25 protein-coding genes are annotated in these 21,300 nt (G+C 72.0%); 7 read left to right on the plus strand and 18 right to left on the minus strand.

Going from position 1 to position 21,300, the window contains the following annotated elements:
• The first annotated feature begins 18 nt into the window (after nt 1-18).
• From AB5J55_RS10615 to AB5J55_RS10640, 6 genes are read left to right on the plus strand one after another with little or no spacing between them, the layout of a single operon-like run.
• Nucleotides 19-1,257 (plus strand): ADP-ribosylglycohydrolase family protein, encoded by a 1,239-nt coding sequence (locus tag AB5J55_RS10615; RefSeq protein ID WP_369270414.1) that lies wholly within the window; start codon nt 19-21, stop codon nt 1,255-1,257.
• Between the two features lie 7 nt (nt 1,258-1,264).
• Complete coding sequence (locus AB5J55_RS10620; protein WP_369270415.1) at nt 1,265-2,440, plus strand: ADP-ribosylglycohydrolase family protein; 1,176 nt, start codon at nt 1,265-1,267, stop codon at nt 2,438-2,440.
• Nucleotides 2,428-3,825: an ADP-ribosylglycohydrolase family protein gene (locus AB5J55_RS10625; RefSeq protein WP_369270416.1), complete on the plus strand. Its 1,398-nt coding sequence runs from the start codon at nt 2,428-2,430 to the stop codon at nt 3,823-3,825. The genes AB5J55_RS10620 and AB5J55_RS10625 overlap by 13 nt, the downstream gene beginning before the upstream one ends.
• Nucleotides 3,822-4,715 carry a ribokinase gene (gene rbsK / locus AB5J55_RS10630; protein ID WP_369270417.1) on the plus strand — a complete coding sequence of 298 codons (894 nt, stop codon included), beginning with the start codon at nt 3,822-3,824 and terminating at the stop codon, nt 4,713-4,715. The genes AB5J55_RS10625 and rbsK overlap by 4 nt, the downstream gene beginning before the upstream one ends.
• Nucleotides 4,712-5,938 carry a CaiB/BaiF CoA transferase family protein gene (locus AB5J55_RS10635; RefSeq protein WP_369270418.1) on the plus strand — a complete coding sequence of 409 codons (1,227 nt, stop codon included), beginning with the start codon at nt 4,712-4,714 and terminating at the stop codon, nt 5,936-5,938. The genes rbsK and AB5J55_RS10635 overlap by 4 nt, the downstream gene beginning before the upstream one ends.
• A complete protein-coding gene (locus AB5J55_RS10640) occupies nt 5,935-6,768 on the plus strand; it encodes a CoA ester lyase (protein WP_369270419.1) in 834 nt (277 codons plus the stop codon). The genes AB5J55_RS10635 and AB5J55_RS10640 overlap by 4 nt, the downstream gene beginning before the upstream one ends.
• Nucleotides 6,769-6,826: 58 nt before the next feature.
• Here the strand turns inward: AB5J55_RS10640 and lgt are convergent, their stop codons facing one another.
• The 11 genes from lgt to hisI all read right to left on the minus strand — a co-directional run bounded on the left by lgt (nt 6,827) and on the right by hisI (nt 15,687).
• Nucleotides 6,827-7,810 carry a prolipoprotein diacylglyceryl transferase gene (gene lgt / locus AB5J55_RS10645; RefSeq protein ID WP_369270420.1) on the minus strand — a complete coding sequence of 328 codons (984 nt, stop codon included), beginning with the start codon at nt 7,808-7,810 and terminating at the stop codon, nt 6,827-6,829.
• Between the two features lie 99 nt (nt 7,811-7,909).
• On the minus strand, nt 7,910-8,686 hold the full coding sequence (locus AB5J55_RS10650) for a DsbA family protein (protein ID WP_369270421.1): 777 nt from the start codon (nt 8,684-8,686) through the stop codon (nt 7,910-7,912).
• 130 nt (nt 8,687-8,816) lie between these two features.
• Nucleotides 8,817-9,635, minus strand: coding sequence for a tryptophan synthase subunit alpha (gene trpA, locus AB5J55_RS10655; RefSeq protein WP_369270422.1), 819 nt, complete (start codon nt 9,633-9,635; stop codon nt 8,817-8,819).
• Complete coding sequence (gene trpB / locus AB5J55_RS10660; protein ID WP_369270423.1) at nt 9,632-10,918, minus strand: tryptophan synthase subunit beta; 1,287 nt, start codon at nt 10,916-10,918, stop codon at nt 9,632-9,634. The genes trpA and trpB overlap by 4 nt, the downstream gene beginning before the upstream one ends.
• A 109-nt stretch (nt 10,919-11,027) precedes the next feature.
• Complete coding sequence (gene trpM, locus AB5J55_RS10665; protein WP_369270424.1) at nt 11,028-11,195, minus strand: tryptophan biosynthesis modulator TrpM; 168 nt, start codon at nt 11,193-11,195, stop codon at nt 11,028-11,030.
• A 21-nt stretch (nt 11,196-11,216) separates the two neighbouring features.
• Nucleotides 11,217-12,026, minus strand: coding sequence for an indole-3-glycerol phosphate synthase TrpC (gene trpC / locus AB5J55_RS10670; protein WP_369270425.1), 810 nt, complete (start codon nt 12,024-12,026; stop codon nt 11,217-11,219).
• A 135-nt stretch (nt 12,027-12,161) separates the two neighbouring features.
• On the minus strand, nt 12,162-12,608 hold the full coding sequence (locus tag AB5J55_RS10675; protein WP_369270426.1) for a DUF2752 domain-containing protein: 447 nt from the start codon (nt 12,606-12,608) through the stop codon (nt 12,162-12,164).
• A gap of 79 nt (nt 12,609-12,687) precedes the next feature.
• Entirely contained in the window at nt 12,688-12,936 is a 249-nt protein-coding gene (locus AB5J55_RS10680) for an HGxxPAAW family protein (RefSeq protein ID WP_328428399.1), read from the minus strand.
• Between the two features lie 116 nt (nt 12,937-13,052).
• Nucleotides 13,053-13,697: a TIGR02234 family membrane protein gene (locus AB5J55_RS10685; protein WP_369270427.1), complete on the minus strand. Its 645-nt coding sequence runs from the start codon at nt 13,695-13,697 to the stop codon at nt 13,053-13,055.
• Between the two features lie 83 nt (nt 13,698-13,780).
• On the minus strand, nt 13,781-15,268 hold the full coding sequence (locus AB5J55_RS10690; protein ID WP_369270428.1) for an anthranilate synthase component I: 1,488 nt from the start codon (nt 15,266-15,268) through the stop codon (nt 13,781-13,783).
• Nucleotides 15,269-15,279: 11 nt separating this feature from the next.
• Nucleotides 15,280-15,687: a phosphoribosyl-AMP cyclohydrolase gene (gene hisI, locus AB5J55_RS10695; protein WP_369270429.1), complete on the minus strand. Its 408-nt coding sequence runs from the start codon at nt 15,685-15,687 to the stop codon at nt 15,280-15,282.
• Nucleotides 15,688-15,770: 83 nt separating this feature from the next.
• Between hisI and AB5J55_RS10700 the strand changes: the two genes are divergently transcribed.
• The gene (locus tag AB5J55_RS10700) at nt 15,771-16,406 is read left to right on the plus strand and encodes a TIGR03085 family metal-binding protein (RefSeq protein WP_369270430.1); all 636 of its coding nucleotides are present in this window, start codon (nt 15,771-15,773) and stop codon (nt 16,404-16,406) included.
• A gap of 208 nt (nt 16,407-16,614) precedes the next feature.
• Here the strand turns inward: AB5J55_RS10700 and AB5J55_RS10705 are convergent, their stop codons facing one another.
• From AB5J55_RS10705 to AB5J55_RS10735, 7 genes are all read right to left on the minus strand, one after another.
• Nucleotides 16,615-17,865, minus strand: a complete 1,251-nt coding sequence (locus tag AB5J55_RS10705; RefSeq protein ID WP_369270431.1) for an MFS transporter — start codon at nt 17,863-17,865, stop codon at nt 16,615-16,617.
• Between the two features lie 10 nt (nt 17,866-17,875).
• On the minus strand, nt 17,876-18,466 hold the full coding sequence (locus tag AB5J55_RS10710) for an ArsR/SmtB family transcription factor (RefSeq protein ID WP_369270432.1): 591 nt from the start codon (nt 18,464-18,466) through the stop codon (nt 17,876-17,878).
• Between the two features lie 117 nt (nt 18,467-18,583).
• Entirely contained in the window at nt 18,584-19,339 is a 756-nt protein-coding gene (gene hisF, locus AB5J55_RS10715) for an imidazole glycerol phosphate synthase subunit HisF (protein ID WP_369270433.1), read from the minus strand.
• Nucleotides 19,336-19,749: a RidA family protein gene (locus AB5J55_RS10720; protein WP_369270434.1), complete on the minus strand. Its 414-nt coding sequence runs from the start codon at nt 19,747-19,749 to the stop codon at nt 19,336-19,338. Before AB5J55_RS10720 ends, hisF begins: the two co-directional genes overlap by 4 nt.
• A 16-nt stretch (nt 19,750-19,765) precedes the next feature.
• Entirely contained in the window at nt 19,766-20,488 is a 723-nt protein-coding gene (gene priA, locus AB5J55_RS10725; protein ID WP_369270435.1) for a bifunctional 1-(5-phosphoribosyl)-5-((5-phosphoribosylamino)methylideneamino)imidazole-4-carboxamide isomerase/phosphoribosylanthranilate isomerase PriA, read from the minus strand.
• 4 nt (nt 20,489-20,492) lie between these two features.
• The gene (hisH, locus tag AB5J55_RS10730; RefSeq protein WP_369270436.1) at nt 20,493-21,143 is read right to left on the minus strand and encodes an imidazole glycerol phosphate synthase subunit HisH; all 651 of its coding nucleotides are present in this window, start codon (nt 21,141-21,143) and stop codon (nt 20,493-20,495) included.
• Nucleotides 21,134-21,298 (minus strand): hypothetical protein, encoded by a 165-nt coding sequence (locus tag AB5J55_RS10735; RefSeq protein ID WP_351193596.1) that lies wholly within the window; start codon nt 21,296-21,298, stop codon nt 21,134-21,136. The genes hisH and AB5J55_RS10735 overlap by 10 nt, the downstream gene beginning before the upstream one ends.
• Nucleotides 21,299-21,300 lie beyond the last annotated feature (2 nt).

The raw sequence follows: 21,300 nt of genomic DNA on the forward strand, positions 1-21,300 counted from the left end.
GACGACACCACGGTCCTCGTGCCACCGAACGATCCCGCGGTCGCCGACGGCGAGAACGCCCCACCGGGGCCACCCGCACCCGACGACGAAAGTCGCACGTGCGGTGCGGGTGGGAGACAACCGGCCGACGGCGAAGCCGAGGCCGGACAACGCATCGCCGGCCTCCTGCTCGGCCTCGCCGCAGGCGACGCCGCCGGCTGGCCCGCCGCCCGCCACAGAGCCGCCCGCATGCCCGAATGGACCCGCCGCCTCACCCGAGAACTCGACACCTTCGCCGAACACAACGCCACCACCACCCTCCCCCTCCCCCTCGCCCTGAACCAACCCCCGGAGCCCCTGCGCCTCGGCCCCTCCGACGATGCGGAATGGGCGGCCTTCGCAGCCGAGGCGCTCCTGCGCGCCGGCGACGACACCGCCCTCGGCGACCTCAGCCGAGAGCGCCGCACCCGGGCCGCGATCGACCTGACCTGGAACGCCGTGGCCAGCGAAGTGGCCGCCGCAGCCGACCGCGCCCCCGAGGTCGAGTCGGCGATCCTCCCCCTGCGCGCCCGCATCTCCGTCCGCGCCGGCCTCGGCAACCTCGCCACCGGCCTGCGCCCACCCGCCACCGGCCACGACAACCCGCACTACTTCGACGACGCCGCCTGCGTCAGGGCCTGCGTCCTCGCCGTGGCCCACCCCGGCGACCCCCGCCGCGCAGCCGACCTCGCCGAGTTCGACGCCCGCTACACCCAGGACGGCGACGGGGTGCACGGCGCGAGGGCGATGGCGGCGGCCCTCGCCCTGGCTCTGACCGGCGCGACGACCGAGGCCTGCGTCACCGCCGCTCTCGCCGAACTCCCCGAGGAGACGGAGATCGGCCGCAACGCCCGCCACGCGCTGAAGCTGGCGCGGGCCGCCGACAGCGCCTTCGCCCTGATCCCCCTCCTCGAACACCAAATCGTCGACCACGTCTACAGCTACGGCGTCGCCGCGGCCGAAACGGTCCCGGTGGCCCTGGCCCTCACGGTCACGGCGGACGGCCGTATCGCCGAGGCGGTCCCCGCCGCCGCGTGTCTGTCCCGGGTCGCGGACTCGGCACCGGCCCTGGCCGGCGCGCTCACGGGCGCGCTGGGCGGCGGCGCGTCGATCCCGGCGAGCTGGCGCGACGCGTGCCGCACCCTCTCCGGCTGCGTACTCCCCCGACTCACCGGCACCGACCTGGTGGAACTCGCCGAACTCCTGGAAGCCACACAACCGGCCCGACCAGGAGGATGATTCGGGCATGACGCCCAAAGCAGAAGAAAGCAGTGGCCCGCGTCTCGACGAGCGGATCACCGGCGCCCTGGTCGGCGCGGCGGTCGGCGACGCCCTCGGCGGCCCGGTGGAGGGCTACTCCCCCGACCAGATCCTTCAGCGCCACGGCGGCCGTGTCCACGGCATCGTCGGCCCCTGGAACGGCGACGCCTGGCGCACGGCCCGCCCCATCGCGCCGTATCACAAGGGCGACGGGCACGTCACCGACGACACGTTGATGACGCATGCGCTGATCCGCGTCTACGGGACGGTCCGCGACCACCTCGACGCGTACGCGATCGCCGACCACCTGGTCCCGGACCTGATGACGAACCCGCGCTGGATCCCGGAACTGGAGTCGGAGGCCCTCCCTCTGCACCGCCTCTTCCTGGCGGAGAAGTGGCTGGTGACGCGCCTCCACTACGGCCACGTGGACCCGCGTGAGGCGGGCGTCGGCAACATCGTCAACTGCGGTGCCGCGATGTACGTGGCCCCCGTCGGCCTGGTCAACGCGGCCGATCCGAGGGCGGCGTACGCCGAGGCGCTGGACATCGCGGGCGCCCATCAGTCGTCGTACGGCCGTGAGGCGGCGGGCGTCTTCGCGGCGGCGGTGGCGGCGGCGTGCATGCCGGGGGCGACACCGGACTCGGTCGTCACGGCCTGTCTCTCCCTGGCCAAGGACGGCACGCGGACGGCGATCGAGAAGGTCTGCGAAGCGGCGAGCCGCCACAGCGACTTCGAGTCGGCCCTGGCCCCGCTCCGGGAGGCGGTCGCCCCGTACGACACGGTCGGCCCCGACTACCGACAGCCTTCCCTCGGCGCCCGTCGCCCCTCCCGACTGCACGCCATCGAGGAACTCCCCGTCGCCCTGGGCATGTTGCTGGTCGCGAACGGCGACTACCGCCAGGCGGTCCTGGGCGCCGTGAACTACGGCCGCGACTGCGACTCCATCGCGACGATGGCCGGCGCCGTGTGCGGCGCCCTGGGCTCACCGCCCCCTCAGGACTGGTCGAAGACGGTCGCGGAGGCCAGCCGCCTCGACCTCTGGGAGCCGGCTCACACGCTGACCGAGGTGACCAGAGAGATCCACGCCCGTGACGTCCGCCGACGCCGTGCCCACGAGGCGGCCTTCACCGCACTGGAGGGCCGAGCATGCTCCGACTGACCTGGGTCCAGCCGGAGGACCTGCTCGGCCACGAACTGCGCCAGGCGGCCCTGGACGGCAGGGAGCCGTCGAGGATCGCGGCGAGGTGGACGGCGGCGGGCGGCCGACCGGCCCCGCTGCGGGCGGGCTCGTCCGCGGAGCCGGCGTCGAGATATCTGCGGACTCTGGCAAAGGACCTGCTGGACGAACTGGCGGACCTGCCCAGCAGGTTGGAGGACGACGAGCCGACGGATCTGGACAGGATCAAGTCCCGGTGCCCCGACTGGCCGGGCGATCCCGGCACGTCCGCGGCACCGCCCGCTCCCACCCGCTACGAGGCCGCCTGGCTCGGCCGAGCCGTCGGCTGCCTCCTGGGCAAGCCCGTGGAGAAGCTCCCCCTCGAAGCCATCCGCCAACTGGCCGCGTCCACCGGCAACTGGCCCCTGAGCACCTACTTCACCGCTCGCGGCGTTCCCGAGGACCTCCTCACCGCCCACCCCTGGAACCGCCGCTCGGCGACCACCTCCCTCGCCGAGAACATCGACGGCATGCCCGAGGACGACGACCTCAACTACCCCCTGCTCAACCTCCTCCTGCTCCAACGCCACGGCAAGACCTTCACCACCACCGACGTGGCCCGCCTCTGGCTCGACGAACTCCCGCCCGGCCGCACCTTCACGGCCGAGCGCATCGCCCACCGCAACCTCCTCCTCGGCATCGAACCTCCGCAGACGGCCCGGCACCGCAACCCCTTCCGCGAATGGATCGGCGCCCTCATCCGCGCGGACGTCCACGGCTGGACCAACCCCGGGGACCCGGCCGCCGCGGCCGAACAGGCCCACCGCGACGCCACCCTCACCCACACCGCCAACGGCGTCTACGCGGCGATGTTCACGGCCGCGGTCATCGCACAGGCAGCGACGGCGACCGGCGCCCGGGACATCCACGCCTGCCTGCGCACCGGCCTCACGGTGATCCCCCCGAGCTCCCGCCTGGCCGAGGCGATCCACCGCGCCGTCCGGCTCGCCCGGACCCACGAGGGCTTCGACACGGTCGTCGACGAACTCCACGCCGCCCACGCGCACACCCACCACTGGGTCCACGCCATCCCCAACACCGCCCTGATCGCCGCCGCCCTCACCCACGCGGACGGCGACTTCACCGGCTCCATCTGCCGTGCCGTGTCGGGAGGTTGGGACACCGACTCCAACGGCGCGACCGCGGGCAGCATCGCCGCCCTCCTCGCCGGCACCCCCACCGCGCTCCCCGACCGCTGGACGGCCCCTCTCAAGAACCGCCTCGCCACCTCCGTCGCCGACTTCAACGGCACCGGCTTCGACACGCTCGCCCGGCTGACCCACGAGCTCACCCACCGGCTCACCCCCTTGGAGGCCGCTCACCCATGACCGACATCGTCGTGCTCGGCAGCACGAACATGGACCTCGTCACGTACGTCGAGAAGGCCCCCCAGCGCGGCGAGACCGTGACGGGCCGGGAGTTCCGTACGATCCCCGGCGGCAAGGGCGCCAACCAGGCGATCGCGGCGGCCCGCGCGGGCGGCAACGTCCTGATGATCGGCGCCGTCGGCAACGACGCCTACGGCACCCACCTGCGCTCCACCCTCGAACACTCCGGCGTGGACACCGACGACCTCCGCGCGGCCGAGGGCCCGTCCGGCACCGCGCACATCGTCGTGGACGACGAGGGCGGCAACGCGATCGTCGTGATCCCCGGCGCGAACGGCACGCTGGACCACCTCAGCCCCGGCGACGAGGGCGTCATCGCCTCCGCCGACACGCTGCTGCTGCAGTTGGAGATCCCGCTGGCCGCGGTCCTCGCCGGCGCACAGGCGGCCCGCCGGCACGGCGTCCGTACGATCCTCACCCCGGCGCCCGCCCAGCCCCTGCCCCGCGAACTCCTCGCCGCCATCGACCTGTTGGTCCCCAACGAGCACGAGGCCACCACCCTCACCGGCCGCACCGACCCCCGCGAGGCGGCCACCGCGCTGCTCGACCAGGTGCCCGAGGTGGTCGTCACCCTGGGCGCGTCCGGCAGCCTGTACGCCACCCGCGGCGCGGACCCCCTGACCGTCCCCGCCCCGAAAGTCACCGCCGTCGACTCCACCGGCGCCGGCGACACCTTCGTGGGCGCCCTCGCGGTGGCCGTCGGCGAAGGGCGTCCGATGCGGGACGCACTGAGATGGGCGGCCGAGGCAGCCGCGCTGTCGGTCCAGCGGGAGGGTGCCTCGGTGTCGATGCCGTACCGCCCCGAGATCGAGGAACGGTACGCGTCATGACCGAGACATCGCAGACAACCCGGGGGACGGAAGCAGCCGTGGCGCCTCTGTCCGGCCTCCGCGTCCTCGACCTGGCCACCCTCTTCGCCGGCCCCCTCGCCGCCACGATGCTCGGCGACTTCGGCGCGGAGGTCGTCAAGGTCGAGCACCCCGAGAAGCCGGACCCCTCCCGCGGCCACGGCCCGTCGAAGGACGGCGTCGGCCTGTGGTGGAAGGTCCTCGGCCGCAACAAGCGCACGATCACCCTCAACCTCTCCAAGCCCGGCGGTCGCGCCACCCTGCTGCGCCTGGTCGCCACCGCGGACGTCGTCATCGAGAACTTCCGCCCCGGCACCCTGGAGAAGTGGGACCTCGGCTGGCCGGAGCTCTCCGCCGCCAACCCCCGCCTGGTCCTCGCCCGCATCACCGGCTTCGGCCAGTTCGGCCCCTACGCCCACCGCCCCGGCTTCGGCACCCTCGCCGAGGCGATGAGCGGCTTCGCCGCGCTCACCGGCGAGCCTGACGCGCCCCCCACGCTCCCGCCGTTCGGCCTCGCCGACTCGATCGCGGGCCTCGCCACCGCGTACGCCGTGATGACGGCCCTGGCCGCGCGCGAGCGCACCGGCGAGGGCCAGGTCGTCGACATGGCCCTCATCGAACCGATGCTGCTGGCGCTCGGCCCCCAGGCGACCTGGTACGACCAGCTCGGCTACGTCCAGGAACGCACCGGCAACCGCTCCGCCAACAACGCCCCGCGCAACACGTACCGCACCGCGGACGGCACCTGGGTCGCCGTCTCCACCTCGGCCCAGTCGATCGCCGAGCGCGTGATGCACCTGGTGGGGCGCCCCGAACTGATCGACGAGCCGTGGTTCGCGACGGGCGCCGACCGGGCCCGCCACGCCGACGTCCTCGACAAGGCGGTCGGCGACTGGATCGCCCGCCACACCCGCGCCGACGTCCTCGCGGCCTTCGAGAAGGCTGAAGCGGCGGCCGCCCCGATCCAGGACGTACGGGACGTGATGACCGATCCCCAGTACGCGGCCCTCGACACGATCACCACCGTCGACGACCCCGAACTGGGCCCGCTGCGCATGCAGAACGTCCTCTTCCGCCTCTCCGCCACCCCCGGCACGATCCGCTGGACAGGCCGCCCGCACGGCGCGGACACGGACGAGATCCTCACCGACCTGGGCCTGACCTCCTCCGAACTGGCGGCCCTGCGCGAGGAGGGCGCCCTGTGACGCCCTACCCCCTGACCTGGCTGTACGCCCCCGGCGACCGCCCCCATGTGGTGGCCAAGGCCCTGACGTCCGGCGCCGACATCGTGATCGTCGACCTGGAGGACGCGGTCGCCCCGGACCGCAAGGACTACGCCCGGTCGGCCACCGCCGACCTGCTCTCCGAGCCGGAGCACCCCGTCCCCGTCCATGTCCGTGTGAACGCCCTGGACACCCCGGCGGCGGCCAAGGACCTGGAGGCACTGGCCACGCGCCCCGGCCTGTCCGGCATCCGCCTGCCCAAGGTGCGGTCCGCCGACCAGATCGTCCACCTCGCGGAGACCACACCGCCCAGCGCGGGCGGCGCCCCACCGCTGCACGCCCTGCTGGAGTCGGCCCTGGGCATCGAGCGCGCGTACGCGATCGCCTCCGCCCATCCGTCCCTGCGCGGGATCGCCCTCGGCGAGTCGGATCTGCGGGCCGACCTGGGCATCCGGGGCGACGCGGGTCTCGACTGGTCCCGCTCCCGCGTCATCGTCGCGGCCAGGGCCGCGGGCCTGGCCCCACCGCCCCAGTCGGTCCACCCCGACATCCGCGACCTGGAAGGCCTGGCGGCAACCTGCGCGCACGGCCGTGCCCTGGGCTTCCTGGGCCGTACGGCCATCCACCCGCGCCAGCTCCCGGTGATCGAACGCGCCTACCTCCCCACGGAGGAGGAGCTGGAACAGGCGGAGACGATCATCAAGGCGGCGGCGACGAACCGGGGCGCCCAGGCCCTCCCGGACGGCAGCTTCATCGACGCGGCGGTGGTCGCGACGGCGCAGCGCACGCTGTCCCTGGCCCGCCGCGCCTGAACACGCGAAGAGGGCGCCCGGACAGATCTGGGCGCCCTCTTCGACGTACTACCGACCGTCAGCTCTTCTTGGCCGACTCGGCCTCGTCGGCGGCTTCCTTCTTGCTCTCGGCATCCGACGGGTCGGAGTCGTCAGACGTCTCCGAGACCTCCTCAGAGCGCTCCGGGGCTTCCGCCTCGGCCTTCTCGCCGTCGGCCTCGTCACCGCCCTCGACCTCACCGTCGGCGGCACCCGGCTCCACGATCTCTTCCCGGCCGGGCCGCTTCTTCGCGGAGACCACGAAGTACGTCACCGCCAGCAGGAACACGATCAGCGCGGTCCAGACGTTCAGCCGCAGGCCCAGGATGTGGTGGGCGTCGTCGACCCGCATGTACTCGATCCACGCGCGCCCCGCGCAGTACGCGGCGACGTACAGCGCGAACGCCCGACCGTGGCCCAGCTTGAAACGGCGGTCGGCCCAGATCACCAGCAGCGCGACGCCGATGCACCACAGCGACTCGTACAGGAACGTCGGGTGGTAGCTGCCCGGCACCCGCCCGTCCGTCGAGGACGTGATCTCCAGCGCCCACGGGAGGTCGGTCGGCCGCCCGTACAGCTCCTGGTTGAACCAGTTGCCCCAGCGGCCGATCGCCTGCGCGAAGGCGATGCCGGGGGCGACGGCGTCGGCGTACGCGGGCAGCGGGATGCCACGGCGGCGGCAGCCGATCCACGCGCCCAGCGCACCGAAGGCGATGGCGCCCCAGATGCCGAGGCCGCCCTCCCAGATCTTGAAGGCGTCCACCCAGTCACGGCCCTCGCTGAAGTACAGCTGGTAGTCCGTGATCACGTGGTAGAGGCGCCCGCCGACCAGGCCGAACGGCACGGCCCAGACCGCGATGTCGGCCACCGTGCCGGATCGCCCGCCCCGGGCGATCCAGCGTTTGTTGCCGAGCCAGACGGCTACGAAGACACCGATGATGATGCAGAAGGCGTAGCCGCGCAGCGGGATGGGACCGAGGTGGATCACCCCGCGCGACGGGCTGGGAATGTAGGCAAGTTCCATGGCAAGGTCGACGCTACCCTGCCGGGCGGCAGCGATGTCAGGCAGCCCGGCTACGGGTCCATAACAGGCAGTGCGCGCAAGCGGCCTGCCCATCGGGGGTCACCCCTTGGCGGCCTCCTCCACCATCTGCTTCAGCTTGGCCGGGGTCATCGTCTGGTCCTGGTAGATGTTCTTGCCGTTCAGCAGCACCGTCGGCGTGCCGCTGAAGCCGCCCTTCTTGAACGCCTCGTTGGACTTGTCGACCCAGCTGTTGTGGGTGCCGTCCTCGACGCACTTGCGGAAGGCGGGCGTGTCCAGGCCCTTGACCTTGCCCGCGAGCTCCAGGAGCTTGCTGTTCTCGGCGAAGGCGTCGTCGGGCTCGGGGGGCTGGTTCTGGAACAGCACGTCGTGGTACGGCGTGAACTTCCCGGCGTCCTGGGCGCAGGCCGCGGCGTTGGCGGCGTTGCGCGAGCCGGTGCCGCCCATGCCGCCGTCGATGATCGTCGCCAGGTGGTAGTCGACTCTGAGCTTTCCGGAGTCCGTCAGCTCATGAATCGTCGATCGGTAGGCCTCTTCGAAGGACTTGCAGGCCGGGCAGCGGAAGTCCTCCCAGACCGTGAGCGTCGACTTGGCGCTCTCCTCGCCGACCGGGATCGCGAGGCCGTCCTTGCCCTGCGCACCCGAGGGCCCCACGACCGGGCCCGACGACTCGCTGCTGTCGTCCTTGCCGGCGTTCGCCGCGACGACTCCGATCACCGCCGCGAGTCCGAGGACGCAGACGACGCTCGCGCCCACGATCAGCGCGCGGCGCCGCTTGTCGGCGGCCTTCTGCTTCTCACGCTCGACCGCCAGCCGCTCCCGGGCGGTCCGCTTTCCGTCACGATTCTTTTCGCTCACACCCGCAGAACGAACCGGGGAGGCGCTGCGCGCCTCCCCGGCCTCAGGTCCACCCGTTCGAGCGACTCGTACGGAAGGCCCTTCGTCTGACGATGTATTTCGCTGCCGAGAACCCTGCTTGGAACGCTGCCTACGCCCGCCCGCGCACGCCCTTCGCCAACTCACCGGCGAGCGTCCGCACGGCCTCGACGCCGGCCGCGTCGTCCGGCGCGTCCAGCATCCGCTTGACGAAGGCCGAGCCGACGATCACGCCGTCGGCGAAGCCGGCGACCTCGGCGGCCTGCCTGGCGTCGGAGACGCCGAGCCCGACGCAGACGGGCAGGTCGGTGCCGGTGGCCCGGGTGCGCTCGACCAGGTCCTGGGCTTGCGCACCCACGGACTCGCGGGTGCCGGTGACGCCCATCAGCGAGGCGGCGTAGACGAAGCCGCTGCCCGCCGCGGTGATCTGCGCGAGCCGCCCGTCCTTGCTGCTGGGCGCCACGACGAAGACCGTCGCGAGCCCGTGCTTCTCGGCGTGCTCCCTCCACAGGGCGGACTCCTGCACGGGCAGGTCGGGCAGGATGCAGCCCGCCCCGCCCGCTTCGGCCAGTTCGGCGGTGAAGCGCTCGACGCCGTAGCGGTCGATGGGGTTCCAGTACGTCATGACGAGGATCGGCTTCCCGGTGGCCTCGTGCGCCTCGCGGACGGTACGCATGACATCCGCGATCTTGACCCCGCCCTTGAGGGCGATGTCGTCGGCGGTCTGGATGACGGGACCGTCGAGGACGGGGTCGCTGTGCGGCAGACCGACCTCGACGACGTCCGCACCCCCGTCGAGTGCGGCCTTGATCGCCTCGATGCCGCCGTCCACGGTGGGGAACCCTGCCGGGAGGTAGGCGATGAGCGCGGAGCGGCCCTCGGCCCTGGCGGCACGCAGGGTGTCCGTCAACAGCTGGATGTTTCCGCTCACTTGGCGTCCCCCTGGATCTCGGCGGCGCCACCGTTGGCGTCGGCGGCGACCTCGGCGTCGGTGTCGTAGAGGCCGAAGTAACGGGCGGCCGTGTCCATGTCCTTGTCACCGCGCCCGGACAGGTTGACGACGATCAGCCCGTCCTTGCCCAGCTCCCGGCCGACTTCGAGGGCCCCGGCGAGCGCGTGGGCGCTCTCGATGGCCGGGATGATGCCCTCGGTCTGCGACAGCAGGCGCAGCGCCTGCATGGCGGCGTCGTCGGTGACCGCGCGGTACTCGCCGCGGCCGCTGTCCTTGAGGTAGGAGTGCTCGGGGCCGATGCCCGGGTAGTCCAGGCCGGCCGAGATCGAGTACGGCTCGGTGATCTGGCCCTCGTCGTCCTGCAGGACGTAGGAGCGGGAGCCGTGCAGGATGCCGGGCTCGCCCGCGGTGAGGGTGGCCGCGTGCTCGCCGGTCTCCACGCCGTGGCCCGCAGGTTCACAGCCGATCAGGCGTACGTCCGGGTCGGGGATGAAGGCGTGGAACAGGCCGATGGCGTTGGAGCCGCCACCCACGCAGGCGACGGCGGCGTCGGGGAGACGGCCGGCGCGCTCCAGGAGCTGGCGGCGGGCCTCGACGCCGATGACGCGGTGGAAGTCGCGGACCATCGCCGGGAAGGGGTGCGGGCCGGCGACCGTGCCGAAGAGGTAGTGCGTGTGGTCGACGTTGGCGACCCAGTCGCGGAACGCCTCGTTGATGGCGTCCTTGAGGGTGCGGCTGCCGGACTTCACGGCGATGACCTCGGCGCCGAGCATGCGCATCCGGGCCACGTTGAGGGCCTGGCGCTGGGTGTCGATCTCGCCCATGTAGATGGTGCAGTCGAGGCCGAACAGTGCGCAGGCCGTCGCCGTCGCGACGCCGTGCTGGCCGGCGCCGGTCTCGGCGATCACGCGGGTCTTGCCCATGCGCTTGGTGAGCAGGGCCTGGCCGAGCACGTTGTTGATCTTGTGGGAGCCGGTGTGGTTGAGGTCTTCCCGCTTCAGGAAGATCCGTGCGCCACCGGCGTGTTCGGCGAACCTCGGCACCTCGGTGAGGGAGCTCGGGCGGCCGGTGTAGTTCACCAGCAGGTCGTCGAGCTCACGGGCGAACTCGGGGTCGTGCTTGGCCTTGTCGTACTCGACGGCCACCTCGTCCACGGCGGCGACGAGGGCCTCCGGGATGAACTTGCCGCCGAAGGCGCCGAAGTAGCCTTCGGCGCTGGGGACTTGACCCTCCGGGTCGGGGATGAAGAAGTCGCTGGGCATGAGTGAACCTCACGGTGAGTGGTGTGTGAACAGCACTGGTCGCCGTGGGGGCGGGGTTTGTTCGACGGCGAAGGGCCGTCTGTGGCTTGTCGCGCAGTTCCCCGCGCCCCTAAAGGGCGCGCTGCCATCGACGGCCGTTCACCTGCCCGGGTTCGTCCCCGATGACATATCGCACGCGGCGCCCGTGCACGCGGCGTGCCGGCGCGCGGCAGCCGCGAGGGCGGCAGCCGCGCGCGAGGCGGGCGTACCGGTCCACGGTGGTCACAGTGCGATTCATCGGGGTCAGCCTAGCGGGTGATCAGCCGCGCCCGTGGCGCAGTGCCGGGTGCTCGCCCGCTGCCACCAGGTCGGAGACCGCCGACTTCGGGTCCTTGCCCGTGACGAGGGACTCGCCGACCAGGACCGCGTCGGCGCCGGCGTTGGCGTAGGCGATGAGGTCGTGGGGGCCGCGGACGCCCGATTCGGCGATCTTGACGAGGTTGTCCGGGATCTCGGGTGCGACGCGCTCGAACGTCCCGCGGTCGACCTCCAGGGTCTTCAGGTTCCGCGCGTTGACGCCGATGATCTTCGCGCCCGCGTCCACGGCACGCTCGACCTCGTCCTCGTCGTGCACCTCGACCAGCGGGGTCAGGCCGATCGACACCGCGCGCTCGATCAGCGACTCCAGCGCCGACTGGTCGAGGGCCGCGACGATCAGCAGGGCGAGGTCGGCGCCGTAGGCCCGGGCCTCCCACAGCTGGTACGACGTGACGATGAAGTCCTTGCGCAGGACCGGGATGTCCACGCGCGCGCGAACGGCCTCCAGGTCGGCCAGCGAGCCGCCGAAGCGGCGCTGTTCCGTCAGCACGGAGATGACGGCCGCACCGCCCGCCTCGTAGTCCGCGGCGAGCCCGGCCGGGTCGGCGATCGCGGCCAGCGCGCCCTTGGAAGGGCTGGAGCGCTTGACCTCGCAGATGACCTTGACGCCGTCGCCCTTGAGCGCGGCGACCCCGTCCTTGGCCGCGGGCGCCTTCGCCGCGCGCTCCTTGAGCTCGTCGAGGCTGACGCGCGCCTGCCGCTCCGCGAGGTCGGCACGGACTCCGTCGATGATCTCGTCGAGCACACTCACGCGAGCGGCCCCCTTCCAGACGGTTGACTGTGAAAGCGGTACGAAACCTATGGTCACTGCGATGGTATCCGCAGGAGGGCGTAGGCCTCGCATCCGGTTGACGCCGGTCCCACTACCTGGACGTTCCTTAGTTGATCAAGGGTGTAGCCAGCCACCGAAAGGCAGGTTCCGGACAACGGTGAAGACCAGCAGCAACGCGCCCGCGGCCCACAGCTGCACCGGCCCTGGATCGATCCTGAACGGCCTCCCGCGCACCGCACGGACCACCCAGACGGTCCACACCACGGCGAAGAGCCCGTAGCCGGCGACGGCCAGCGCGTTGTCCTGGAGCGCCGCCAGGACGTCTCCGTGGGCGACGGCGTGCGCACTGCGCAGGCCGCCGCAGCCGGGGCAGTAGATGCCGGTGAGCTGCAAAAGCGGACAGGTGGGGTAGTGGCCGGGCTCGTTCGGGTCGACGGCACCGACGTACGCGAAAGCGCCGACGACGGCCGCGAGGATCCCCGCCGGGACGGCCAGCCGACCGAGCACACTCCCCGTGCCGGGCCGCGTCACCCTCTGGCTGTTGGCGTTCACACCGTGCATTGTGCCCGCACACGCGTGAGGGGCGCCCACCGCGCCCTGTTCGGCGCCGGGTCGCCCCTCAGTGAAGGTCGTACGCGTGTCAGCTCTCGACGCTCGCCGGCTCGCGCTGCTGCTCGATGAGCGCCTCGTGCGCGTCCTTGGGCTGGCCGAGGCCCATGCCGCGCATGATCCAGCCGACGACGCCGCCGAGGACCACGACACCCAGGCCGGCCCAGAAGCCCGCGGGCTGAGCCAACACCATGAAGGCGCCCGAGACGCAGAAACCGATGAACGCGATCGTGACACCGGTCCAGGCGGCCGGGGTGTGACCGTGGCTGCTGCCCGCCATTGCTTGCTCCTCGTTGCTGTGTACGTGTCGTACGTGGTTGAGCCGGTCGCTCGCAGTCATTGTCCCGCACGCGTGCGCGTGCGGTGATCGGGGGTCACGGCGCGCCCGGACGGGTCTCAGGCTCCGGTCGGGTCCTCGCCCCGGTCGAGGGCCTTCCACAGCTCCTCGGGCCGGTCGGGGTCGGCGGCCGGGGCCTTCCTGCCGCGCGGCCGGGGTGCACCGGAGCGCTCGTAGCGGCCGGACATGCCGGGCCACAGCCGGCCGTAGCGCAGGGCCAGCAGTCCGGCGAGCAGGATCAGGGCGCCGCCGACGGCCGCGACGTACGGCCAGGCGGTGTGGGTGAGCGCCTGGACGGTGGCCGAGGTGTCGCCGGATGCCTGCGCGGCCTTCTCGTCCAGCGCGGAGCTGTCGGAGGCGCCGAGCAGGGCCGCGGCGACGATGCCGGCGCCGGAGAGCGCGAGCAGTCCGGCGACCATGAAGCGGCCGGCCCGGCGGACGGCGAAGACGGCGACGAGCGCGGCGAGCCCCACTATGGCCAGGGCCGCGGGGACGCCCGTGACGTCGCTGCCCTTGGCGGTCAGGGGGAACGCGCCGCCGGGCACCATCGCGGTGCCCTCCGACCAGCGCTGCCGGGTGGAGAGCAGCGCCACGGCCGCGCCGAGCGCACCGCACAGCAGGGCGACGGCGAGGCTCATACGGCCGGCCCGGGCGGAAGCCGGGGCTTCGGAACGGGGAGGAGGAACAGCAGTCACGTACTCCACTATCACCCGAACCCCGAACGATCAGACACCCGGGGTTCAGGTGATGGCCGCCACCCGGGTCCACGAACGGCGGCTGCGAGGGGTCACTTGAGCCGGTTGGCGGTGTGCACGGCCCGCAGTACGGCAGCCGCCTTGTTGCGGCACTCGGTGTCCTCGGAGACGGGGTCGGAGTCGGCGACGATGCCCGCGCCCGCCTGGACGTACGCGGTGCCCTCCCGCAGCAGGGCCGTCCGGATCGCGATGGCGGTGTCGGAGTCGCCCGCGAAGTCGAGGTAGCCGACGCAGCCGCCGTACAGCCCCCTTCGGGACGGCTCGAGCTCGTCGATGATCTGCATCGCGCGGGGCTTGGGGGCACCGGAGAGGGTGCCGGCCGGGAAGCAGGCCGTCAGGACGTCGAAGGCGGTGCGGCCCGGCGCGACGCGGCCCGTCACCGTCGAGACGATGTGCATCACGTGTGAGTAGCGCTCGATGGACATGAAGTCGACGACCTCCACCGAACCCGGCTCGCAGACCCGCCCCAGGTCGTTGCGGCCCAGGTCGACGAGCATGAGGTGCTCGGCGCGCTCCTTGGGGTCGGCGAGCAGTTCGTCGGCGAGGGCCTGGTCCTCCTGCGGGGTCGCCCCGCGCCACCGGGTGCCGGCGATGGGGTGGACCATGGCCTGCCCGTCCTCGACCTTCACCAGGGCCTCGGGGGACGAGCCGACGACGTCGAAGCCGTCGAACCGGAAGAGGTACATGTACGGCGACGGGTTGGTCGCCCTGAGGACTCGGTAGACGTCCAACGCGCTTGCCGTGCACGGCGTTTCGAAGCGCTGGGAGGGGACCACCTGGAAGGCCTCGCCGGCCCGGATGCGCTCCTTGATGTCCTCGACGGCCTCTTGGAAGTCCTCGCCGCCCCACAGGGCGGTGTACTCGGGGAGCTCCGAGGGCGGCAGCACCGCCGGCGGCTGGGCGACCGCGCGCGAGAGGTCGGCCTGCATGGCGTCGAGGCGGCTGACCGCGTCCGTGTAGGCCTCGTCGACGCCCGTGTCGAGGTCGTTGTGGTTGATCGCGTTGGCGATCAGCAGGACGGAGCCCTCCCAGTGGTCCATGACGGCGAGGTCACTGGTGAGCAGCATGGTCAGCTCGGGCAGCTTGAGGTCGTCGCGCTCGCCGGGGCCGATCTTCTCCAGGCGGCGCACGATGTCGTAGCCGAGATAGCCGACCATGCCGCCGGTGAAGGGCGGCAGGTTCAGGTCGTGGGCGAGATCGCGCGGGGTGTGCAGGGCCTCGATGGTGGCGCGCAGGGCGGCGAGCGGGTCGCCCTCGACGGGGACGCCGACGGGTGCGGCGCCGAGCCAGTGGGCCTGTCCGTCGCGCGTGGTGAGCGTGGCCGCGGAGCGGACGCCCACGAACGAGTAGCGGGACCAGGAGCGGCCGTTCTCCGCGGACTCCAGCAGGAAGGTGCCGGGGCGCTCGGCGGCGAGCTTGCGGTAGAGCGCGACCGGGGTGTCGCCGTCGGCGAGGAGCTTGCGGGTGACCGGAATGACGCGGCGGTCGGTGGCCAGCTTGCGGAACGTCTCGAGGTCCATGGCGGCTGACCCTACTGATCCGTGGCCGGTGCGCCGGAATCGCCGGCGGCGCCGTCCTTGAGCAGCACGTCCTCGTCGAAGCAGGTGCGCGCGCCCGTGTGGCAGGCCGCGCCCACCTGGTCGACCTTGACGAGCACGGTGTCGGCGTCGCAGTCCAGGGCCACGGACTTCACCCACTGGAAGTGACCGGAGGTGTCGCCCTTGACCCAGTACTCCTGGCGGCTGCGCGACCAGTAGGTGCAGCGGCCGGTGGTGAGCGTGCGATGCAGCGCCTCGTCGTCCATCCAGCCGAGCATGAGCACCTCGCCGGTGTCGTACTGCTGGGCGATGGCGGGCAGGAGCCCGTCCGCGCTGCGCTTGATGCGGGCGGCGATCTCGGGGTCCAGCGGACTGGGCTGACGGGGCGTGCTGGTGGTCATGCATGCCATTGTGCCGCGCGCGACTGACAGTGACGGCCGGCTGTCCATTGGGCGGACCCGGTACGCGGTCGTAGGCTGACTCCATGTCGACTTTCGCCAAGCGTGAACGACTTCTCCTTGCCGACCTCTTGGAGGCCGAGGGCCCTGAGGCACCAACCCTCTGCGAGGGCTGGACGACCCGTGATCTGGCCGCGCACGTGGTGGTGCGCGAGCGCCGCCCCGACGCTGCCGCCGGCATTCTGATCAAGCAGCTCGCGCCGCGCCTGGACAGGGCGATGGAGGAGTTCGCGGCCAAGCCGTACGAGGAGCTGATCCAGCTCATCCGCACCGGCCCACCGCGCTTCTCACCGTTCCAGCTCAAGCAGATCGACGAGGCGTCCAACACGCTCGAGTTCTACGTCCACACGGAGGACGTACGCCGTGCCCGGCCGGACTGGACGCCGCGCGAGCTCGACCCGGTCTTCCAGGACGCCCTGTGGTCCCGCCTGGAGCGCTCCGCCCGCCTGATGGGCCGCACCGCCCCCACAGGCCTGGTGCTGCGCCGCCCCGACGGTCAGACGGCGGTCGCCCACCGCGGCACCCCGGTCGTCACGGTGACCGGCGAGCCCTCGGAGCTGCTGCTGTTCTCCTACGGCCGCCAGAGCGCCGCCAAGGTCGAGCTGGACGGCGACGAGGACGCGATCGCCAAGCTGCACGAGACGAAACAGCTCGGGATCTAGCCGGGGCTCCGGAAGCGGCTCGCGGTCGGCACTGGTCACGGGAAGGTGCACGGGCGGACGCCGAAGCTGGAGGCGTTCGCCACGGGTGTGACACGGCCGACGTACGCCCCGCCGGGGGCCTGCGGCGCCCCCCGGACTGGACGCCGTTCAGCCCAGAGGGCAGCCCCACACGGACAGGGCCACGGCGCCGGCGCGCCGGTCTGCGCCGTCAGCGAGGCAGTTCCGCCCGGCGCAGACCCCCCGCGCACAGGCCGACCGCGCCGCCGAGCCCGCAGACCAGGGCGCTGGCGACGAAGACCGGGCCGGTGCCCCACAAGCCGATCGCGGCGCCGGTCAGGGGGAAGGTGAGCGGGGCTACGCCGAGGCTGAAGAAGTTCGCCACGGACGTGACCCGGCCGACGTAGACCCCGCCGGACTCGGCCTGCAGCAGCGCCCCGCACAGGACGCCGTTCAGCCCCGAGATCAGGCCGATGGACAGGGCCACGGCGACGGCGGTCGCGGCGTTCGGCACGAAGGCCAGGAAGCCGATCGCCACCGCGCCGACCACGCCGGACACGGACAGGACGAGCCCCGCGCGCGGGACGCGGCCTCGGGTGGTGAGGAACAGCGAGGCCGCCCCCGCGCCCGTGCCGAACCCGGCGAGCACCCAGCCGACTCCCCCGGCTCCCCAGCCGCGTTCGTCGGCGAGCAGGGTCAGGCCGACGTTGAGCGGGCCGACGAAGCCGAGGTCGCTGAGTGCGATGACGACGATCAGCGGGCGCAGGACGCGGTGGCCGCGTATGTGGCGCAGGCCGCCGGTCAGGTCGCTCCATGCGCTGCCACGCGCGCGTGCGTCGTCCTCGGGCTGCTTTCCGACCCGTAGGGCGATCAGGAGCGGCAGGGAGGCCGCGAACAGCAACCCGGCCAGACCGAACGCCGCCGCGGTGCCCCCGAGGGCCACGCCGAGGCCGCCGAGCGGTGCCCCGACGACGTTGGCCAGCCGGACGGCGAGTCCTCGCATCCCGTGCACGCGAGCGAGCTGTCCGCGCCCGGTGATCCGGGTCGGCAGCGCGCCCAGGGCAGGCATCATGACGGCGTCGACGGCCCCGAAAAGCAGCGCCAGCGCGGCCAGCGGCCACAGGCCGGGGCTGCTCACGAGCAACAGTACGGCGACCGCGAGAACCGCCGCGCAGCGCACGGCGTCGCTGCTGATCAGCACCCTGCGCGGGCCGAACCGGTCGGCGATGACTCCCCCGCCCAGCATCAGCACGGCCCGCGGCACCGCACTCAGCGCGGTGACCAGGCCTGCCTGGGCGGGCGTACCGGCCTGTACGGCTGCCCAGGACAGGGCGAGGTAGTAGACGTTGTCGCCGATGGCCGACGAGGCGTACGCGCCGAGCCAGCGCAGCACGTTGGGGTCGCGGTGGGCGGCGCGTTCCGCGACCGGGACGGTCTCGGTGCCGGTCTGCGTCGAAGTCACGTCGGTCCTCTCAGGGCCGCGACGGGAAGGCGTACGTGTGCACCGCGACGTTCTCGCGGCCCTCGGTGTCGCCGGCGGCGTCGGCGGCCCGGCCCTGCTCGTCGTACCGGCGCAGGAGGGCCAGCAACTCCTTGTTCAGCTCGGCCAGTTCGTCCGCCGTGAGCCGCAGGCTGGATTCGGAGGACTCGGCCGCCCGGTTCCACTCGGGGCCCCAGTGGACGCGCTCGTCGAGCCAGCGCCGATACATGTCCGTGCGCTGCTCGGCGAAGAGGCGGCTCGCCGCGGTGTGCGCGGCCGCCTTCTCGGGGGCGTCACGGAAGTCCTCGTCGCGGATGCGCACACCGTCGGAGGCGGGCCGCCACCAGCGCTCGCGCCCGTCGGGGCTCTGCGGCTCGGCCTCCTCGATGAGCCCGTGCTCGGCGAGCTTGCGCAGGTGGTAACTGACCAGCGACACCGCCTCGTCGACCTGCTCGGCGAGCTGTGAGGCAGTGGCGACCTGGGCGGTCGTCAGCCCTCGGAGCAGCTTCATCCGCAGCGGATGGGCGAGCGCCTTGAGGGTGCCCAGGTCGGTGATGCGGCGGTCTCTCTCCCTGTCCGTCATGCCCTCACCGTAGATATGAAAGAAAAATTGCACAACAGATTTTGCGCAACTTTCCTTTCGCGTCTGCGCGCGAAAAAGCCCCGGCCGCTTCCAGCACGGCCGGGGCTCAGCCCGGTGTCAGCGGACGGGGTGTCCCGCCGCCCGCAGCGTCTCCTTCACCTCGCCGATCCGCAGATCCCCGAAGTGGAACACCGACGCCGCCAGCACCGCGTCCGCCCCCGCCTCGATGGCCGGGGGGAAGTCGGTGAGCTTGCCGGCGCCGCCGGAGGCGATCACCGGGATCGTCACGTGCTTGCGTACGGCCTGGATCATCTCCAGGTCGTAGCCGTCCTTCGTGCCGTCCGCGTCCATCGAGTTGAGCAGGATCTCGCCCGCGCCCAGCTCGGCCGCGCGGTGCGCCCACTCGACGGCATCCATGCCGGTGCCGCGACGACCGCCGTGGGTGGTCACCTCGAAGGTGCCCTCGGGCGTGCGCCGCGCGTCGACCGACAGCACCAGCACCTGCCGCCCGAACCGCTCGGCGATCTCACGGATCAGCTCGGGACGCGCGATGGCGGCGGTGTTGACGCCCACCTTGTCCGCACCCGCCCGCAGCAGCTTGTTCACGTCCTCGGCCGTGCGGACACCGCCGCCGACCGTCAGCGGGATGAACACCTGCTCGGCGGTGCGGCGCACCACGTCGTAGGTCGTCTCGCGGTTGCCGGACGACGCGGTGATGTCCAGGAACGTCAGCTCGTCGGCGCCCTCGGCGTCGTACACCTTGGCCATCTCGACGGGGTCGCCCGCGTCGCGCAGGTTCTGGAAGTTGACGCCCTTGACGACCCGGCCGTTGTCCACGTCCAGGCAGGGGATGACTCGGACCGCCAGGGTCATGAAACCGGCTCCTCCAACGTCCTTCTGAATGCTTCTATTTCCACTTCGACCAGGATGCGCGAGTCCACGAACCCCTCGACGACCAGCAGCGTCGATACGGGACGCACGGCGTCGAAGTACTCCTTGTGGGCCCGTCCCACGGCCTCCACGTCACGCGCGTGGGTCAGGTACATCCGCGTACGGACCACGGACCCGACGTCGAGCCCGAACTCACCGATCGCCTCGATCGCGTTGGCGAAGGCCGCCTTGGCCTGTTCGTACGGATCGCCCTCGCCGTACAGCACGTCGCCCTTGAAGGACGTCGTGCCCGCGACCAGGACGCGATCGCCCGCCGCCACGGCACGTGCGAAACCGAAGGACTCTTCCCAGGGACTTCCGCTCTGCACGCGCCGCACGGCATCCGGCGTCATGACACTGTGTCCGTTTTCACGACGTGGCCTCCAAGGCCTCTTCCAGGGTGAACGCCTTCGCGTACAGGGCCTTCCCGACGATGGAGCCCTCGACACCGAGGGGGACCAGCTCGGCGATGGCCCGCAGGTCGTCCAGCGACGAGACCCCGCCGGAGGCGACCACCGGGCGGTCGGTCGCCGCGCAGACGTTCTTCAGCAGCTCCAGGTTCGGGCCCTGGAGCGTGCCGTCCTTGGCGATGTCGGTGACGACGTAGCGGGCGCAGCCCTCGTTGTTGAGGCGCTCCAGCGTCTCGTAGAGGTCGCCGCCGTCACGGGTCCAGCCGCGGCCGCGGAGCGTGGTGCCCCGTACGTCCAGGCCCACCGCGATCTTGTCGCCGTGCTCGGCGATGACCTTGGCGACCCACTCGGGGGTCTCCAGCGCGGCCGTACCGAGGTTCACGCGTGTGCAGCCCGTGGCGAGCGCGGCGGCCAGGGAGGCGTCGTCGCGGATGCCGCCGGACAGCTCGACCTTGATGTCCATCGCCTTCGCGACCTCGGCGATCAGGTCGCGGTTGTCGCCGGTGCCGAAGGCGGCGTCCAGGTCGACCAGGTGCAGCCACTCGGCGCCCGAGCGCTGCCAGGCCAGGGCGGCCTCCAGGGGCGAGCCGTAGGAGGTCTCGGTGCCGGACTCGCCGTGCACGAGGCGGACGGCCTGGCCGTCGCGGACGTCTACGGCGGGGAGGAGTTCGAGCTTGGCCATGTCTCTACAGGGTTCCGATCCAGTTGGTGAGCAGCTGCGCTCCGGCGTCGCCGGACTTCTCGGGGTGGAACTGCGTGGCCCACAGGGCGCCGTTCTCCACGGCGGCCACGAAGGGCTTGCCGTGTGTCGACCAGGTGACCTGCGGCGCGGTCATCAGCGGGTTCTCGGTTTCCAGGGTCCAGTCGTGGACGGCGTAGGAGTGCACGAAGTAGAAGCGCGCCTCCGCGTCCAGCCCGGCGAACAGCTCGGAGCCTGCCGCCACGTCCACGGTGTTCCAGCCCATGTGGGGAACGATGTCGGCCTGCAGCGGCTCGACCGAGCCGGGCCACTCGCCGAGGCCCTCGGTCTCGACCCCGTGCTCGATGCCGCGCGCGAACAGGATCTGCATGCCGACGCAGATGCCCATCACCGGACGCCCGCCGGACAGCCGTCGCTCGACGATCCAGTCGCCGCGGGCCTCCTTCAGGCCCTGCATGCAGGCGGCGAACGCGCCGACGCCCGGTACCAGCAGGCCGTCGGCGTTCATCGCCTTGTCGTAGTCACGCGTGATCTCGACGTCGGCTCCCGCGCGCGCGAGGGCGCGTTCGGCGGACCTCACGTTGCCGAAGCCGTAGTCGAAGACGACGACCTTCTTCGAAGAAGCGCTCAACTCCACACCTCCAGCCTCAGGACACCCGCAAGGAGACACATCGCGGCGCCTATCGAGAGCAGCACGATGAGGCTCTTCGGCATCTGCTGTTTGGCGAACGAGATGATGCCGCCGACCAGGAAGAGGCCGACGACGATCAGGATGGTGGACAGCCCGTTCATCG

The organism is Streptomyces sp. R11, from assembly GCF_041051905.1.
In the GTDB taxonomy this organism is placed as follows: Bacteria; Actinomycetota; Actinomycetes; order Streptomycetales; family Streptomycetaceae; genus Streptomyces.